The sequence below is a fragment of the Ruegeria sp. CH6 genome, from assembly GCF_056537005.1.
Genome location: NZ_JBQFQS010000001.1, coordinates 558,870 through 575,728 on the forward strand (window position 1 = coordinate 558,870; position 16,859 = coordinate 575,728).

A 16,859-nucleotide genomic window follows, 5' to 3' on the forward strand; every position below is an offset into this window, starting at 1 on the left:
CATGCCGGCTATCCGGTCTCTGGCATCGGGTAGCCCTTGAGCTGCAGAAACAGGCTCGCCTCTTCGTTGTTCAAAAAGAACGGAACCGTCTCCGGCGGGGTGCGATCTGCAGCACGCGCGGCAACTTCGGCCAGAACAACCTCGGTGATGAAAGGCAGATCGAAGTTGCGCGCCTCGTGCAGTTTGATCCACTGCAGATGGGACAGTTCGTCCGACGCATGGGTGAAATCGTCCAAATCGCCCTGAATGGCTTCGGCATCTACTAGAAAGAACCGCGCATCAAAGCGGCGTGGTCGTCCCGGTGGCGTGACTGCACGGAACACGAATTGCAAACCTTCGGCGGAAGGAACAAACCCCATGTCTGCGAAAGACTGCCAATCGGCTGGCAGGGCACCTGACCATTGGCCCGGTTGTCCCAGCACCAATCCGGTTTCCTCCCATAGTTCGCGAATTGCAGCTGCTGCCAAAGCGTTCTGCAATCCTTCCGGTGATTTCTCAACCAGTCGTTGATGGCAAATTTCGGGCAGGGCAGTGGCCAAAGGAACTTCGGCATCCGCCGGGTCAACGGCACCGCCGGGGAACACAAACTTGTTCGGCATAAAGGCCGCAGAGGCGCCGCGCTGCCCCATCAGGATTGCTGGGTCGCTCTGGCGGTTGCGCAGAACGATTACAGTCGCGGCATTGCGAATTGCGGTCTTGTCGATGGTCATGTCCCCTCCGCTCTGGTGGAAGGGATCAGTCGGTTTTATCGAAACCGTGCATCCGGCGTGCCCACTGATAGGCAACGACGACTCCCTTTAGCCTCGGCAGAAGGTACAGCGACAGTGCGACGCAGCCAACCGAGAACATCAGGGCCATCGTCAAAGGATCGGGTCGCCAGTGCACATATGAGACATGCAGCGCTGGCGCCAGCAAGTGACCCACGATCAGAATGGTCAGATAGGCCGGTCCGTCATCGGCGCGATGATGGAACAATTCCTGACCGCAGTTCGAGCAATTGTCGTTTACTTTCAGATAGCTGTGCAAAAGCTTACCCTTGCCGCAATTGGGGCAACGGCACTTGAAACCTTTAACTACAGCTGGCCATGTCGGACGTTCGTCTTCCGTAATGGTTTCGATAGTCTGATCTGTCATCTTGATACTCGCGCGTTCGAATTGGGCTGATACTGCTATTGTTTTGGGCTGTATAAAAGGGGGGTGCGTCGCTTTGCGGCGGGTGGACTGCAACACGTGCTCTCACACAAATCTGCAAAAAATTCTCTCTGGTGGCGACGGAAATCCATTGGTGCTGCGTTTGAATAGGTATGAGCAGCGGCACTGGGCCGCCAAAAAAGGGAAGAATGTTATGAAAAGTGCAACGTTTATGTCCGCTATCGTTCTGTCTGCAGTTGCTATCACGGGCACAACAGCCCTGGCGAAAGGGCAAGGCGATCGCGAGCCGGTTACTTTTCAGCAGCTTGATGCCAACGGTGATGGTCAAGTGACCAAAGAAGAAATGCAGGCGCATCGCACCCAGAGATTCACCAATGCTGACACCAACGGTGACGGTCAGTTGAGTGTCGAGGAGATGCAGGCGGCTGCCCAGAAAAAAGCCAGTGACCGCGTGACAAAGTTGTTTGAAAAGCATGATGCCAACAGCGATGGTTACCTGAGCGAAGACGAGCTGCCGAAACCGCGCCGCGCCGGCAAGATGTTTGACCGGATCGACGCAGATGGCAACGGATCGATCTCGGAACAGGAATTCGCCGATGCAAAAGACAAGATGGGTCGGCACAAGAAGAAGCGTGATAATGCGGATTCAGACAGCAACTGATGCAGGATGGAGGATCTGACTTCCTCACCGCACGAGGTTCGCGGCGACCAGTTCGCCGCGACCGAACTCAGCGACGATATGTTGCTGAGGCAATTTGCTGATGGTGATGCTGGTGCTGCCCGTTTGCTGACGGACCGGCTTGGACCACGCAGTTTCTCGGTCGCGCTAAGGATGCTGAGCAATCAAGCTGAGGCCGAGGATGTGGCGCAAGAGGCAATGATGCGCCTTTGGCAGATGGCGCCAGACTGGGTTCCGGGGCAGGCAAAGGTCTCGACCTGGCTGTATCGGGTTACGTTGAACCTGTGTGTGGACCTTCGGCGTAAAAAGACCCACGCCGCTTTGAATGAAGTTGCTGAACCAGAGGATGACTCTGCAAGCGTGGTTGAAAAGATGCAGGATGAGGCGCGGAAAGATGCATTGCAGTCCGCCTTGTCGCAATTGCCTGAACGGCAGAGGGAAGCCGTGGTCCTCAGGCATATCGAGGAATTGTCTAACCCCGAAATTGCTGGGATCATGGACATTTCCGTAGAAGCGGTCGAGAGCCTGACCGCGCGTGGGAAACGGTCCCTGGCTGCAATACTGGCCGGGCGTCGAGATGAACTGGGGTATGACAATGACTGACGATGATACAGAACTGGATCGTTTGTTCGCCCAGGCGCGACAGGAGCGTTCGCAGCTGCCTGATGATTTGGCTGTTCGGATGATGACAGACGCTGAGTCCGTACGGTTGAGCCGGCTTGCGCCGCCAACCGAGGCGAAACGCAGATCATGGTGGCACCTGTTTGACAACGTAGGTGGATGGCAGGGGATGGGAGGACTGCTTGCAGCCAGTGCTGCTGGTGTTTGGATCGGCTTTTCAGCACCGTCATTTCTGCCTGATCCTGCGAATTACCTGATCTCGCAGGAAACAGCTTATCTGGTCGCTGATCTCGGTCTGGATACAGCCTATTTGGAGGATGCGGAATGAGCGAAAATTCCAAGCCAAAACGTCGCTGGATGCCCATTTTGCTGACGGTTTCTCTTGCCCTCAATCTGTTGGTGGTGGGCGTCGTGCTGGGAACCGCACTAAGGTTCCGCGGTGGTGAACATGCAAAAACGCCTCCCGGATTCGGGCCTGCTCTCTACAGGGCGTTACCAGGGGCTGATCGCAAGGCTTTGCGAGGTGAGTTGTCATATCTGCACAAAAAGGGATCCAACACTCGTAAGCAGGACTTTGAAGCGTTGAGCCAGGCCTTGCGCACTGTGCCCTTTGATCCTGATGCAGTTCAGGTCCTGTTGGCGCAGCAGGCGCAATCGACCGCCGATTTGCAGCAAGCTCTGCAAGAGCAATGGTTGTCGCGCGTTGTCGAAATGAGCGACGACGAGCGGATTGCTTATGCCGAAAGGCTGCAGGAAGTGGTAGAACGCGGGCCACATCGGCATAAGAAGAAAGACTGAACAGTTCAGGCCGCGCTCTGTCTCATACGGACTTGGTTGCGGCCTGCTTTCTTGGCCGCATAGAGCGCTTTGTCGGCACTCTGCATCAGGTCTTCGACAGTTTCCATATCCTCAGAGACAGTTGGGAACGGAGGTTCGTCGACCTTGAGGCCTATGCTGATTGTAACCTCGATCCGGGCCGTGCGCCCCGGCAACAGGAAAGGGTTTTCACAGATACAATCACAAATCCTCTCGGCCATGCGCATCGCGCCCTGCCTCGTCACGGCAGGAATTCCAATCATGAACTCTTCGCCACCGATACGTGCGACAAATCCGGTTTCGCCAAGTGCATCCTGAATGCGTTTGCCCGTTTCGGTCAGAACCAGATCACCGACCGAATGACCGTGTTGATCATTGATGGCCTTGAAGTGATCAAGATCCGCCAACATAAGCACAAACCCTTGTTTGGCTTGTACCGATTGCCGAACTATCTGCGCCATCGCAGACATCGCAAATCGGCGATTGTGCAGACCGGTCAACGGATCGATCCATGAATCCGCTAGTCCTTTTCGAAGCGACGCGCGCATTTGATCATCACGAGACTTGCGGGCAACCAGTGTATCGACCCTCAGAGACAGTTCGTGGGGACAGAACTCGCCCATGCAGACCGCATCGGCCCCCATGTCCAGTGCCTCGGCTGCCAATTGACCATCTTCCTCAGGCAGGACCCCGATCAAAGCGGTGTGTCGAGTCGTAACGCGGGATCGCAAATCTGCCAGCACATTCAGGCCGTTGGTATCGTTACCCAGTTCGACGACAATCGCATCAGGAACCTGACCTGACAAAATGCCTTTCAAGTTTGATTGAGTGTGGCAGGTCAACTGGTGACGTGTTTTCGTAGCCAACGCACGTTGCCAAAGTGTGCTAGTGCGGTGGCTTTGTGTCACTATGCCGATCTGATCAACAGAGGGTGGTGATATCAGCGCAGCTGCGGGTTCCGCGAGACCCATAGTTTGTGGGTCATCCTTGATCCTCAAGTCCTGAATATCGGCCCGCATGCGCAAGAAGCTGCGAATTCGTGCAAGCAGCAGAGTGTCCTTAAAAGGATAGGCCAGGACATCATCCAGCCCGTCAGACAAGGCGCGAAGGCGCGCAGCCTTGTCGTTATGTGGGGCGATTGCAACCACCGGTACATCCCTGAGCATGGGGTCGGCGAGCATAAGTTTTTTGACGTCAGAGGCCGAACCGTCGGGTAGCGATTGTGATGTCAGAACAAGGTCTGGCCGCGTTCGCCGAAGCAATGGTCCAAGACCATTGAGCTTTTCACCCTGCACGACGTGATACCACGCTGCTGTCAGCTGAACCTTCAGCATGATACGATTGGTCGATACCCCGTCGAGGACAAGGATGGTTCCCTGCACGGACATAGTTGTTCACCGTTGATTGCACGCGTTAGCAAAGTGTTTATGACTCTGGTTAATAAACCCTTTCCAAACTCCAATCAGAGGCTAGTTGATGGCGATCTCAGCCGAATCCGCGGAAACACTGGCGCTATATGTACTTGGCTGGCTTGTCGGCAACGAAGAACTGCTTCCGGTTTTTCTGGGGGCAACAGGTGCGACGACCGATGATTTACGCGAAAGGGCTGGCGAGCCCGAGTTTTTGTCTTCGGTTTTGGACTTTCTGATGCTTGACGATTCGTGGGTCGTGGACTTTTGTGACGCCAACGCGGTGCCGTATGATCTTCCCGGTCAGGCCCGCATGCAGTTATCCGGCGGTTCAGACGTCCATTGGACCTGAACCCAGTGCATTTGTAGGAGCACCAGGAATGCCAATTGACGCCCTCTTGTTCGATAAGGACGGCACTCTATTTGATTTCGCTGCGACTTGGGGAGCATTTGGACGCGCTGTTCTGTTGCGCCTTGCCGAAGGTGACGAGACCCGAGCTGCTGAACTGGGGCAGGTCATCGGCTTCGATCTCGCCAATAGCCAGTACTCTGAGGACAGTGTGGTCATTGCAGGTACAGTTGATGAGATTGCTGAGGTGCTGTTGCCGCATCTAGGAGATGTTTCGCGGGATGAACTCGTAGGAATGCTGAACAGGGAATCGGCTCAAGCCCCGCAAATTCCGGCGGTGCCATTGACTGCATTTTTCGAGGAACTTCGAAACAGTGGCAAAAAGGTGGGACTGGCCACAAATGATGGAGAAATGCCCGCGCTTGAGCATCTGGCCTCGGTGGGCATTCGCGATCATTTCGACTTTGTCGCAGGCTATGACAGCGGCCATGGGTTCAAACCGGGGCCAGGGCAATTGCTGGCATTTTCAGAACATATAGGTGTCGATCCATCGAATATCGCGATGGTGGGTGACAGCTTGCATGATCTGGAGGCCGGGCGCGCTGCGGGTATGACAACGATTGGAGTGCTGACCGGTCTTGCGACCGCCGAAGATCTCGCCCCAATGGCGGATGTCGTGCTGCCCGATATCGGGTATATTCCGGGATGGCTTGCAGAAAACTGATCATCTGGGGCAGGTTTCGGCGCTTCATCTATTAAAACCGACACAACCTGTCGCAGACAGAGCGGCCATAACCTGTCGCTTCGGGGCTTGCTTGAAAAATAGCAAATGCCGGAGGAGTAAATGGCCGACAACACGACACGCAGGCGCCGCGGCGGCGGCCGTGCTGGAGCCGCAGCCCGCAGAGGTGCCGAAGTCATCGAGCAGATGCCCTGGAACCCGCCAGTGAACATTGATCGGCCGACCGAACCATTGGGTCCCGAAGGCGTTGAAGCGATTCACGAGGGGGCAATGCGCATCCTCGAAGAGATCGGGATCGAATTCTATAACGAAGAAGCCAAAGCTATCCTGCGAGAGGCGGGGTGCATCGTGAATGGCGATAACGTTCGCATGGGGCGCGACTTCGTTATGGAAATGGTTGGCAAGGCCCCGAGTAAATTTACGATCACGCCCCGAAACCCGGACCGTACGATCGAAATCGGTGGTAAAACCATGGTGTTCGGGAACGTGTCTTCACCCCCGAACTATTGGGATATGGAGATTGGAAAGAAAGTTCCGGGCAACCGTGAAATGTGCCGGAACTTACTGAAGCTGACTCAATATTTCAATTGCATCCACTTTGCCGGCGGTTATCCGGTTGAACCGGTCGATATTCATGCAAGTGTCCGCCATCTGGACGTTCTCTATGACAAACTGACCCTGACGGATAAGGTAATGCACGCCTATTGCCTTGGAAAAGAGCGGGTCGAGGATGTGATGGAGATGGTCCGCATCGCCGGTGGTCTGAGTCATGAGGAATTCGAGGCGACTCCGCGGATGTATTCCAACATCAATTCAACCTCGCCGTTGAAGCATGACCATCCGATGATCGATGGCTGTTTGCGCCTTGCCCGTCGTGGTCAGGCCGTTGTCGTGACGCCGTTTACACTTGCCGGCGCGATGGCGCCTGTAACCATGGCCGGCGCGGTGGCGCAGTCGCTGGCTGAGGGTCTGTGCGCAATTGCACTATTTCAGTATGTACGGCCTGGAATCCCATGTGCGATCGGTACTTTCACCTCGAATGTAGACATGAAGTCCGGTGCGCCCGCATTTGGTACACCTGAATATATGCGATCCACTCAGATGACAGGACAAATGGCGCGGTATTATGGCCTTCCAATGCGTTCTTCAGGTGTCTGCGCAGCCAATGTGCCGGATGGACAGGCGATGTGGGAGACGTCCAATTCACTGTGGGCCGCTGTCCAGTCAGGGACCAACATGGTTTACCATGCCGCCGGTTGGCTTGAGGGCGGGCTGATTGCCAGCCCCGAGAAATTTATCATGGACTGTGAAATCCTGCAGCAAATTCAGCGCTATATGGATCCGCAGATCAACGCCACCGGTCCTGACGAAATTGCGCTCGATGCGATCCGCTCAGTTGGCAATGATGGCCATTTCTTTGGAATCCAACACACGCAGGATCGCTATACCACGGCGTTCTATCAACCCTTCCTGAGTGACTGGAAGAATTACGAAGGTTGGGAAGTGGCTGGCGGCATCTGGACTGCTGAGCGTGCGCACTACATGTTCAAGGAAATCATAGGCAGCTTTGAGGCGCCGCCGATGGACGAGGCTGTGCGAGAGGAACTGGCAGATTTTGTTGCGCGAAGGAAGGCTGAAGGCGGGGCTCCCACAGACTTCTGATCTGTTTGCCAAGCGCAGGAACAATTGGTGTATCAATTTGAGATTGCAGGGCATTTACTGCAATCCATAGCTTGTCTTCGGTATTTGTTAAGCTTTGTCGGTTGAAGTGGTGCATGTGTTCGAGTGAGGCGTTCCATGCACGGGTTGATCAACAGCGCGATACAGTCGTTTGTCTGTGCAACATATGGTCGTGCGTGCTGGCTGCGCGCGACTGAGGCAGCAGGATTGGGCTTTGCTGAATTCGAGGCGATGCTGGTTTATGAAGAGGGCTTATCCAGCCGCGTTCTTGATGCGCTTTGTGCTGATCTAAAACGCCCTAAATCCGAATTCCTTGAGGATTTGGGAACGTACTTGGTCTCACACCCAAATATGGAAGGGCTGCGCCGATTGTTGAGGTTCGGCGGTGTGACCTATGTCGAGTTTCTGCATTCGCTGGACGATCTCTCAGATCGGGTCAGGCTGGCGGTCTCCGATCTCAATTTGCCTGCGCTTGAATTGTGTGAGCTTTCACCATCCGAATATGAACTGAAATGCCATCCGGGGTTGCCCGGTTACTCCAGTGTCATGGTGGGGGTCCTGCGGGCGATGGCGGATGACTATGGTGCATTGGTTATGCTGTCTCATGACGGAGATAGGGACGGCGTCGAAGTGATCTCGATGTCTTTGTTTGAAAGTGCATTTTCCGAAGGACGCCGGTTTGATCTGGGGGCACGCAAGCAATGATGGAGCAAAACGATCTCGCAACCCTCCTGGAAACTCTGTGCCCGATGTTTCTTTTGTTGAATAAGGACGGGGAAATTCAACAGGTTGGGCCAACGTTGCAGAAGTTACGACCTGATATGCAGATGACAGGGACGAGGTTTCTTGATCTGTTTGAGCTGCTGCGCCCAAGGAATGTATCGACGGTTCCGGCACTCATGTCGATGGCGGGCACAAAGGTACACCTGAAATTTCATGATGAGCCACGAACTGCCCTCAAGGGGTTGGTTGCACCATTGCCGACCGGAAACGGTGCGGTCATCAATCTGTCTTTTGGGATTTCGATTCTGGACGCTGTTCGCGACTACGCTCTGACCAGTGCGGATTTCTCTGGCACAGATCTGGCCATTGAGCTCCTATACCTCGTCGAAGCAAAATCAGCAGCTATGGAGGCGTCTAGATCGCTGAATTTGCGACTGCAGGGGGCTATGTTAGCCGCTGAAGAACAGGCAGTTACCGATACGCTGACAGGTCTTAGAAACAGACGGGCAATGGATCATGTTCTGGAGCATTTGATCGCTTCCAAATTGCCATTCGCGCTGATGCATCTGGATCTGGATTTCTTCAAATTGGTCAATGACAGGTTTGGTCATGCTGCAGGGGATCAGGTTCTTAAGGTGGCTTCACAAATCATGCTGGAGGAAACCCGCAGAGACGACACTATCGCTAGGGTGGGTGGCGATGAATTTGTGTTGATCTTCAAGGGGTTGATGGATCGCAAAATATTGGTGCGGATTGCCGAGCGTCTGATCTCTCGGTTACAGGAGCCGATATCATTCGAGGGCGCATCCTGCGAAGTCTCCGCGAGTATTGGTATAGCATTGTCAACACAGTTTCAGGTGCCGAAAGTGTCAGAGGTACTGCATGCGGCTGACCTTGCATTGTACGAAGCCAAAAGAAGCGGCCGCTCCTGCAGCTGTTTTTACTCCGTCCCTAGCAACGCTCAGCTGTGATACTCAGCCCTGCGGTCAACGCGAAGAACAGAGCAATACTGGCTCAGTTGCGATCTGGCGGCGCCAGTTTGGTATTTCTTGTCAGGTTGCAAAGGCCTTATCCAAAATTCCCGCAATATGCTGCTTGATTGGGGGCAATTCTCCTATCACCGGCAGCGTCTGCCCGCGGAAACCCGCTTTACTCAGTTCCTCCGGGACATCCTCTAAAACATGCCCACCTCTACAGGCGAAGAAAGGAAGGCAAAGTGCCTGATCCCCGGTATTTGCGGCGGCTTCGGCAATCGATGGGAGTTCCTCAACAAAGCCCAGACGCATGCTCTGAAATGGCATTCGTTTGGTCAGTTGATCCACAAATTCACCGGCCACAGCTGACGGGTTTCGGCTGCGACCAGAGCCATGGGCCGCGATCACCAGATCAGTAGACTCTGTCTGCCAGCCAAGTTCTGAAACTGCGTTCCGTACGCTGCTCGCAACGAGATCAGGCAGATCCGGGTCTATGCCCAGCGGATCAAGTATCCTGATAGTCCGATTCCCAACACGCTTGGGCAATGCACTGGTCACGAACCATCCCCTGGCCATGAAAAGCGGGTATATCACGCTGTTTTCGGGCAAGCTGTCGAGAACGGCTTCCAGCGCGTCCGGCGCAGCGAGTGTGGCCGAATGAACGGAAACCCGCTTCGCCAGCGTTGAGATATCGGAAGCAAACTCAGCCAGCGCAGCCTCGGCTGGCTCCGGATCAGATGGCTGACCATGGGCAACAATAACAGCGTGCGACATACGCTAAGCTCCTGACAATTTAGCGTTAAGTGTACCGCTTTGGCTCATAGTCAACAGAGATTTTTCCCTAACCCAGCAAAGTTAGCCACATCCATACGGAGAGGATTGAAACCCCTGTACCGATAAGCACAGATGATGCCGCGACGCGTTTAGCGCGGCCGTAAATACTTGCGAATATATAGCCATTGAATCCTGGCGCCATCGCAGCCGTAAGAACGCCAGAGCGGAACAGATCTTGCGGCAAAGCAGTCAGAGAGCCAAACATCCATACCAGAGCCGGGTGCAGGATCAGCGAGATGCAGCAGACAAAACTGATTGCTACAAGATCCCCCTCAGGCTTGTATTTGACCAATACTCCGCCCAATGCGAACAACGCGCCGGGTAATGCGGCCCGCGTGATCAGATCCAAAGCCTCATCCACAACGGCCGGGATGATCATTCCGGAAAGGTTGACTAGAAACCCCAGTGCGATGCCCAGAATGAGGGCGTTTTTGAACATCGCTGAAAACACGGATTTGACCATGCGTGCACTTCCATGACCGCGATTTCGAATGACCTCCATAACCGTGATCCCGACGTCGTAGCAAAACGGAGAGTGGAAGGCGATGATGGCGTAGTTTCCGGTCAGGCTATCCGGGCCGTAGGCTCGTTCTGTGATGGGCAACCCCAGCAGAACAGAGTTAGAGAAGAGGCAGCAAAAACCAATGGCAACGCAATCCTCCCAGTCGCGTTTAAAGATCAAACGCGCACCAAACATACCAGCCGTGAAACAGAAGGCGGCTGCTGTGTAAAAGCTGACCAAAAGTCGTGGATCGAAGCTGGCGCTTAGATCGAGGTGAGCGATTGCAAGAAACAACAGGCATGGGATCGCAAAGCCCTGAGTAAACTTCATCAGCCCATCGATATGGATTTCCTTGAAATAGCCCAAACGGGTGGAAGCATATCCTGCACCGATCACAAGGAAGACCGGCAGAATGACGTTGATCAGGCTTTGGAGCATCTTATCGTCCCTGCCAGTCTGACTTGTCCGCTGCAGACGGAGATATGACGGGAGCGCGCAGCGGTCCGCCTATAATGGCTGATGGATCACCATACCGTCATAAGCAGGGGTGATGTGATCAGGGGTTTCAGCATCGACCGTGGCATAGTCGAGATCGATGTGCATGTTGGTCAGAACGGCCTGTTTGGGATTCAGGCGTTCGATCCATTCCAGTGTTTTGTCCAGATGTGCATGTGTGGGATGCGGCGTACGGCGCAGCGCGTCGATGACAAGGTAGTCGAGTCCTTCTAATTCCGACCAGGCGTCATCGTAAATCTCAGCAACATCAGGAAGATACACCAGATTGTTCATCCTGAAACCCAGTGAGTCGATTGATCCGTGATTGACCTTGAATGGACGAAATGGAATCGGGCCACCGGGTCCATCAATTTCAAACGGCCCGTCGATGGATTTCAGATCCAGGATCGGCGGGTACGGAGAGCCCTCTGGCTGTATGAAGGCATAGCCGAAACGCCCGAGCAATGCGTTTTGGGTGTCGCCATCAGCCCAGACCGGAACCCGGGTCCGCATGTTGAAGACAATCATGCGCAGATCATCGATGCCATGGACATGATCGGCATGCGAATGGGTGTAAACGACGCCATCCAGCCGCCCGGTACCGGTGTCCAGCAGCTGGCTGCGCATATCCGGAGTGGTATCGATCAAGACCGAGGTCGTACCGTCCGGCCCATCCCGCTCCACCAGCATCGAGCAGCGACGGCGAATGTTCCTTGGATTGGCCGGATCACAATCGCCCCAATGTCCACCCAGACGGGGGACACCACCGGACGAGCCGCAACCCAGAATGGTGAAGCGCAAACCGCTCATGCAGCGACCTTGTAAGATGCGGCCTTTGCAAAGAGCCGGTCAAAATTGGCCTGCGTTTGTGCAGCGAATTCGGGGTAGTCCATCCCAAACACCTCGGCGCCTTTGCGCGCAGTATGAGCGGTGTAAGCAGGTTCATTGCGCTTGCCGCGATATGGCGGGGGCGCAAGATAGGGCGCATCCGTTTCAACCAAAACCCGGTCAACAGGAGCCATCGCAAATATGTCGCGTAGTTCCTGGCTTTTGGGGAAGGCAGCTATGCCCGACATCGACAGATAAAAACCCAGGTTCAACGCGGCTTTTGCAAGCTCGGCCGAGGAAGAAAAGCAGTGCATGACGCATGTGTAGGATGCGTTGCGATGCTCTTCTGCCAGGATACGCGCCATGTCATCGTCTGCAGCGCGGGCGTGAATGATCAGCGGTAACCCTGTGCGTTGGGCTGCTTCAATGTGGATGCGCAGCGATGTTTTTTGTACCTCGGCACTTTCTGCGGTGTAGTGGTAATCCAGTCCGGTTTCCCCAATACCCACGAATTTGGGATGTTTTGCCAGGTTAACCAGCTCTTCCACTGATGCCATTGGCTCTTCAGCCGCACTCATCGGATGCGTACCCGCCGCATAAAAAACCGGTGCGTGGTTTTCGGCAATGGCCCGAACAGTTGGCTCATTCCGCAGCCGGGTGCAGATTGTGACCATCCGAGTCACTCCGGCCTCGGCTGCACGGGTAACAATCTCGTTCAATTGGCCGTCAAAATCCGGGAAATCCAGATGGCAATGGCTATCGGTGATCTCCGGGGGAATTGTGGTATCGCTCATCTGCTCTGACCGGCGGTTTCCTGTATCTTGAACACCGTATCTAGGACCAGAGCGGCAGGGTCAAGGTTCACCGCCTGACCATGTCGCGCCCGTGCCGTGATCAGCGCCGCAGCTTCGGCCCATTGCCGGGCTTTTTGGGGTGAGGTGGACAGGCGAGCCAGTGTCTCTGCCTCGTTTGGGGCGGCCTCGGGAACAGGCGGGCTGCCGGTGGCTCCGGTTAGTGCCAATCTGGACAAGGCGATATCAATCAAGGTCAGAAGCAGCTCGAAGCGTTCTGCCGCACCGCGTTGGGCGGCACTTTCTGCCAGCAGCAAAGCGCGCTGCCGGTCCAGCCGGGGCAGGGTGCCCAGAATGGCCATCAGTTCGGCGTATATCTCCAAACCACCCAGATTGATCAGGCGGACAGCATCGCCAACTGAACCAGAAGCGAGCGCGGCCAGATGATCTGTCTGCGCTGGTGCTTCAGCACCGGTCTGGGTCAACGCAGCTTGCATGTCTTCTGGCCCAAGAGGCGAAAGGCGCAGTGTGCGGCAGCGCGAACGTATCGTGGGCAACAATCGCGATGGCTGGTGTGAGATCAGTAAAAGCGTTGTTCGGGCCGGGGGCTCTTCGAGCATTTTCAGCAGCGCATTCGCAGCACTGATGTTCATTTCATCCGCCGAATCCACGATGACCACCCGCCGACCACCATCCGCAGACGACAGGCCAAAGAACCGACCAAGTTTGCGAATGTCATCCACTACGATCTCATTCCGTAGCTTTCCCTGATCATTCAAGGATCGGGTGATCGCAGCCAAACCGGGTTCCGCGCCCGCCAGAATGCGGTGCGAAACGGGATGTTCTGAGCCGATATTCAACGACGACACAGGAGGAGGGGCCCCAAACAACCCATTCTCTTCTGTAGGAGGTGTCGCCAGAAGGAAACGTGCGATCCGCCAAGCAAGTGTCGCCTTACCCACACCCTTTGGGCCTGTCAGAAGCCAGCCATGATGTAACCGTTCTGAGTTAAAGGCGTCGAGAAACGCCTGTTCGGCCGCATCTTGTCCGAACAACTGCTCGGTTTCGCGCGGGTGGGGGGCGCCGGGCGCCTGATCCGGGGTTGGAATATCGTCGCTCATCCGTCGTCTATCGCAAGGCTTGCAAGACGATATCTGTCACATCTTGTGCAACGCTGTCCATGTCCCGGTTGCCATCCACAACCTGAAAACGTTCTGAGAATTCATCAGCCAGAGCCAGAAAACCCGCGCGCATTTGCCGTTGTAGTTCCGGGCCAAAATCCTCGAACCGTTCTTCGGTGCCCTGCCGCCCTTTGGCGCGTGACAGGCCGGTTTCCGGGTCCATGTCGATCAGCAACGTCATATCGGGCTCTCGTCCGATCATCAGACTGTGCAATTGATCGACTATCCCACGCAGATCACCGCGTGACAGGCCTTGATACATGCGGGTGCTGTCCGCAAACCGGTCACAGATCACGACCTTTCCCGCGTCCAAGGCAGGTTCAATCGTGCGTTCCAGATGATCGCGGCGGGCCGCGGTGAACAGCAGAATCTCTGTTTCCGCCGACCAACGGTCAGGATCTCCCTCAAGAACCAGCCTGCGAATTTCTTCGGCCCCCGGCGAACCACCGGGTTCACGGGTCAGAACGACTTCATGGCCTGCTTCCTGCAAGTGCTCAGCCAGCAAACGTGCCTGAGTAGACTTGCCCGATCCGTCGATTCCCTCGAATGTCAGGAACAACCCCCGCCGCGTCACATCGACTCCAGCGGGATATTGATAACGTCTTTGAGTACTATGCCACCCACCGTCATCAGGCGTACGACAAATCCACCCTGCGGCACGTCCTGAGCTGCGACCAGTGGCCGACGAATCTCTGGCAAACCTTCGGGCCTGATCACCAGTTCAGCCAATTGCTGCCCTTTGGCGACAGGCGCGTTGATGGGGCCTTCATAAACAACTTCGGCCTCTACATTCTGATCGGTCAGAACAGGGAACAATACGCTCAGATCCTCTTCCGGAACCAGACCAACGGTTTTCTGAGCGCCCATCCACAGCTTGGCCTCTGCTATGGGCGTGTCGGCTTGGGCAACTGTCCTCTCGACAAAATTTCGAAACGACCAGTTAACCACGGCCTCAGCCTCCTCTGCGCGACGGGCTGTGCTGTCCAGGCCAGAGAGAACGAAAACTACCCTGCGGTCCCCTTGTTTGGCAGACCCGACGAGGCCATAACCTGCCTCCTGCGTGTGGCCGGTTTTCAGGCCATCAGCGCCGATATCCAGCTTCAGCAGGGGGTTTCGGTTGCGTGCGTTCGATGGCGCCCGACCGTCGAACTCAAAAATCTCTTCGGAAAACAGCGGGTAGTATTCGGGGAAATCCGAAATCAGTCGATCCGCGAGAACAGCCAGATCATGCACAGACATCATGTGCCCAGCCGCTGGCCATCCATTCGAGTTAGCAAAGTTGGAGTTATCCATGCCCATTTGCTTGGCGCGTTGGGTCATATAGCGGGCAAACCCTGCTTCGGTTCCATCGGGGCTGAGCGCTTCGGCAATCACAACGCAGGCGTCATTGCCGGACAGAACGATAATGCCGCGCAAAAGATCTTCGACCCGGACTCGATCTTGCGTATTCAGGAACATGGTCGAGCCACCATAGCTCATGGCGTGCTCGGACACTGGCAGAGTTTCATCCAGAGTTAGACGACCATCTCGCAACGCTTCGAAAGCCACATATAGCGTCATCAGTTTTGACATGGACGCCGGGGGCAGGGGCTGATCCGCATCCTTGGACAGCAGTACGGTGCCGGTCTTCTGGTCCATGACATAGGCAGCACGCGCTGTGGTGTCGAACGCTTGTGCCGGAAGGGCCATAAGGGCCAACCCAAAAGCCAGAGCAGTTGATCGTAATGAGGAAAGCATATGGAGCCTCCTTCCTAGTTTTTCACCGTGAAGGCATCGGCAAAACCGAGATCTTTCACATCGCCGAGGATCGCCTTTCGCTCGGCTCTTGTCATGGCTGGGCCGACCAGCACACGCCAAACGGGTTTATCCCCCGATTTTAGCTCACGCACTTCGGCAAGCATACCATTGCTGCGAATCTTGTCGGCTGCACTGTTCGCATTGGCCTCGATTCCGAAGGTGCCAACCTGAATATAGGGTTTGGTCAAGGCTGACGTGCCCGAGGTACTGGCTGCAGCCGGAGTTGGCTCGGATGCTTCAATCGCGGCTGCGGCGCCTGCGATCGGGTCCAGTGGGGTTTCAGTGATTTCGTTTGGTTTCTTTTTCTGCCACCATTTCCGCTTTGCGGGTTTTTCAGGCGGCGGTGCAACAGGGGCATCTGACAGAGCGGCCGTTGGAGATGCGGTTTCTGCAACGGCTTCTGCCGCTTCGGCAGCAGTATCCCCTGAAGCTGCATCCCCTGAAGCTGCCACGGCGGCAGCTCCGGCTGCTGCCCCAGCAGCGACGGCACCGGTGTTTTCAGGCTCTTTCTTTTGCCACCATTTTCGTTTGGCCGGCTTTTCGGCGGCTTCTACTGGTGTGTCCGAAGTCGCGTCTGCAGCTGTTGCCGCAGTATCCTCGCCTGTGGTCTCGTTCTCTTCAGTTTCGGCGGGTGCAGGCGGCGGTGTCGGTTCGGTTTCCTCACGGCGCAGCGCCACAACTTGCAAGCGCGTCGGCGACCCTGCCAGCATTCCCAACTCACTCGCGGCCGCAGATGAAACCTGAAGCACAGGTCCGGGCAGGTCCCGTTCTCTGCGGAACAACGCACCTGTCACTTTTTTGTTGTTGGCCGTATTTTTGATCAGAACACGTTCGGGCTGTTTCGCATCGGGGTGCGCTACCCAGATACCACCCAGTGATGGGCGTCCATCCCAAAGTCCTGCTTCGGTTGTTTGAAAGACATCGGGTGCTTCGACATCGCGTTGTGGTCCACTCGGAACCGGTAGCAATTCGACGGTACCGTCGTTTGCCTGCGCCTCATCGGATTCCGGATCGGTTGAAGTATTTCCAGGAATCAACGCCTCGTCACACGCAGTTAAAGCCGTCAACGTCACTGCCAGAACCGCTAGCCGATGCGGCCCAAAGCGTGTCCCTGTCGCTCGCTTCATTTTGTCATCCCTTGCCTGAAAGGGCTGTGTTCACCCAGCCCCAACCGCTGATCGACTGGTTCTTGTGCCAGTCTCTTGCGGCCTTTCGCCGGGATCATAACGCGGGTACTGTGGCATGGAAAGACCGCTGCTCGGGCTTCGGCAAAAATTCCCTCTTTT

Annotated in this window: 20 protein-coding genes; 9 read left to right on the top strand and 11 right to left on the bottom strand. The window is 55.5% G+C overall.

Features of this window, described 5'->3' with window-relative positions; translation table 11 throughout:
* Positions 1-8 precede the first annotated feature (8 nt).
* Together ACR0CW_RS02850 and ACR0CW_RS02855 are read right to left on the bottom strand one after the other, a co-directional pair.
* Complete coding sequence (locus ACR0CW_RS02850) at positions 9-710, bottom strand: NUDIX hydrolase (RefSeq protein ID WP_480786753.1); 702 nt, start codon at positions 708-710, stop codon at positions 9-11.
* 25 nt (positions 711-735) lie between these two features.
* Positions 736-1,134 (bottom strand): DUF983 domain-containing protein, encoded by a 399-nt coding sequence (locus tag ACR0CW_RS02855; RefSeq protein ID WP_155147542.1) that lies wholly within the window; start codon positions 1,132-1,134, stop codon positions 736-738.
* A 151-nt stretch (positions 1,135-1,285) separates the two neighbouring features.
* Here ACR0CW_RS02855 and ACR0CW_RS02860 point away from each other — a divergent pair, with 151 nt between their 5' ends.
* The 4 genes from ACR0CW_RS02860 to ACR0CW_RS02875 are packed head-to-tail and all read left to right on the top strand — an operon-like array spanning position 1,286 to position 3,250.
* Complete coding sequence (locus tag ACR0CW_RS02860; RefSeq protein ID WP_480786926.1) at positions 1,286-1,813, top strand: EF-hand domain-containing protein; 528 nt, start codon at positions 1,286-1,288, stop codon at positions 1,811-1,813.
* A 6-nt stretch (positions 1,814-1,819) separates the two neighbouring features.
* The gene (locus ACR0CW_RS02865; RefSeq protein WP_480786754.1) at positions 1,820-2,434 is read left to right on the top strand and encodes an RNA polymerase sigma factor; all 615 of its coding nucleotides are present in this window, start codon (positions 1,820-1,822) and stop codon (positions 2,432-2,434) included.
* Positions 2,427-2,780: a hypothetical protein gene (locus ACR0CW_RS02870; protein WP_480786755.1), complete on the top strand. Its 354-nt coding sequence runs from the start codon at positions 2,427-2,429 to the stop codon at positions 2,778-2,780. The genes ACR0CW_RS02865 and ACR0CW_RS02870 overlap by 8 nt, the downstream gene beginning before the upstream one ends.
* Positions 2,777-3,250: a periplasmic heavy metal sensor gene (locus ACR0CW_RS02875; RefSeq protein ID WP_480786756.1), complete on the top strand. Its 474-nt coding sequence runs from the start codon at positions 2,777-2,779 to the stop codon at positions 3,248-3,250. The genes ACR0CW_RS02870 and ACR0CW_RS02875 overlap by 4 nt, the downstream gene beginning before the upstream one ends.
* Before the next feature lie 5 nt (positions 3,251-3,255).
* On the opposite strand, the gene ACR0CW_RS02880 is transcribed toward ACR0CW_RS02875, so the two are convergent.
* Positions 3,256-4,656 carry a diguanylate cyclase domain-containing protein gene (locus ACR0CW_RS02880; protein ID WP_480786757.1) on the bottom strand — a complete coding sequence of 467 codons (1,401 nt, stop codon included), beginning with the start codon at positions 4,654-4,656 and terminating at the stop codon, positions 3,256-3,258.
* Positions 4,657-4,744: 88 nt separating this feature from the next.
* On the opposite strand from ACR0CW_RS02880, the gene ACR0CW_RS02885 reads away from it, so the two are divergent.
* From ACR0CW_RS02885 to ACR0CW_RS02905, 5 genes are all read left to right on the top strand, one after another.
* Entirely contained in the window at positions 4,745-5,029 is a 285-nt protein-coding gene (locus tag ACR0CW_RS02885) for a DUF3572 domain-containing protein (protein ID WP_480786758.1), read from the top strand.
* 28 nt (positions 5,030-5,057) lie between these two features.
* The gene (locus tag ACR0CW_RS02890; protein ID WP_480786759.1) at positions 5,058-5,750 is read left to right on the top strand and encodes an HAD family hydrolase; all 693 of its coding nucleotides are present in this window, start codon (positions 5,058-5,060) and stop codon (positions 5,748-5,750) included.
* A gap of 120 nt (positions 5,751-5,870) precedes the next feature.
* A complete protein-coding gene (locus tag ACR0CW_RS02895; protein ID WP_480786760.1) occupies positions 5,871-7,430 on the top strand; it encodes a trimethylamine methyltransferase family protein in 1,560 nt (519 codons plus the stop codon).
* A gap of 135 nt (positions 7,431-7,565) precedes the next feature.
* Complete coding sequence (locus tag ACR0CW_RS02900; protein ID WP_480786761.1) at positions 7,566-8,153, top strand: heme NO-binding domain-containing protein; 588 nt, start codon at positions 7,566-7,568, stop codon at positions 8,151-8,153.
* A complete protein-coding gene (locus ACR0CW_RS02905) occupies positions 8,150-9,142 on the top strand; it encodes a GGDEF domain-containing protein (RefSeq protein WP_480786762.1) in 993 nt (330 codons plus the stop codon). Before ACR0CW_RS02900 ends, ACR0CW_RS02905 begins: the two co-directional genes overlap by 4 nt.
* Positions 9,143-9,223: 81 nt before the next feature.
* Here the strand turns inward: ACR0CW_RS02905 and ACR0CW_RS02910 are convergent, their stop codons facing one another.
* From ACR0CW_RS02910 to ACR0CW_RS02945, 8 genes are all read right to left on the bottom strand, one after another.
* On the bottom strand, positions 9,224-9,919 hold the full coding sequence (locus ACR0CW_RS02910) for a CbiX/SirB N-terminal domain-containing protein (RefSeq protein WP_480786763.1): 696 nt from the start codon (positions 9,917-9,919) through the stop codon (positions 9,224-9,226).
* 67 nt (positions 9,920-9,986) lie between these two features.
* Positions 9,987-10,919 (bottom strand): AEC family transporter, encoded by a 933-nt coding sequence (locus ACR0CW_RS02915; protein ID WP_480786764.1) that lies wholly within the window; start codon positions 10,917-10,919, stop codon positions 9,987-9,989.
* A 69-nt stretch (positions 10,920-10,988) separates the two neighbouring features.
* The gene (locus tag ACR0CW_RS02920) at positions 10,989-11,786 is read right to left on the bottom strand and encodes an MBL fold metallo-hydrolase (RefSeq protein WP_480786765.1); all 798 of its coding nucleotides are present in this window, start codon (positions 11,784-11,786) and stop codon (positions 10,989-10,991) included.
* Positions 11,783-12,598 (bottom strand): TatD family hydrolase, encoded by an 816-nt coding sequence (locus ACR0CW_RS02925; protein ID WP_480786766.1) that lies wholly within the window; start codon positions 12,596-12,598, stop codon positions 11,783-11,785. Before ACR0CW_RS02925 ends, ACR0CW_RS02920 begins: the two co-directional genes overlap by 4 nt.
* A complete protein-coding gene (locus ACR0CW_RS02930; RefSeq protein WP_480786767.1) occupies positions 12,595-13,716 on the bottom strand; it encodes a DNA polymerase III subunit delta' in 1,122 nt (373 codons plus the stop codon). Before ACR0CW_RS02930 ends, ACR0CW_RS02925 begins: the two co-directional genes overlap by 4 nt.
* A gap of 7 nt (positions 13,717-13,723) precedes the next feature.
* Positions 13,724-14,350: a dTMP kinase gene (gene tmk, locus ACR0CW_RS02935; protein ID WP_209015790.1), complete on the bottom strand. Its 627-nt coding sequence runs from the start codon at positions 14,348-14,350 to the stop codon at positions 13,724-13,726.
* Complete coding sequence (locus tag ACR0CW_RS02940) at positions 14,347-15,513, bottom strand: D-alanyl-D-alanine carboxypeptidase family protein (RefSeq protein WP_155139144.1); 1,167 nt, start codon at positions 15,511-15,513, stop codon at positions 14,347-14,349. Before ACR0CW_RS02940 ends, tmk begins: the two co-directional genes overlap by 4 nt.
* Positions 15,514-15,527: 14 nt before the next feature.
* Entirely contained in the window at positions 15,528-16,700 is a 1,173-nt protein-coding gene (locus tag ACR0CW_RS02945; protein WP_155139146.1) for an SPOR domain-containing protein, read from the bottom strand.
* Positions 16,701-16,859 lie beyond the last annotated feature (159 nt).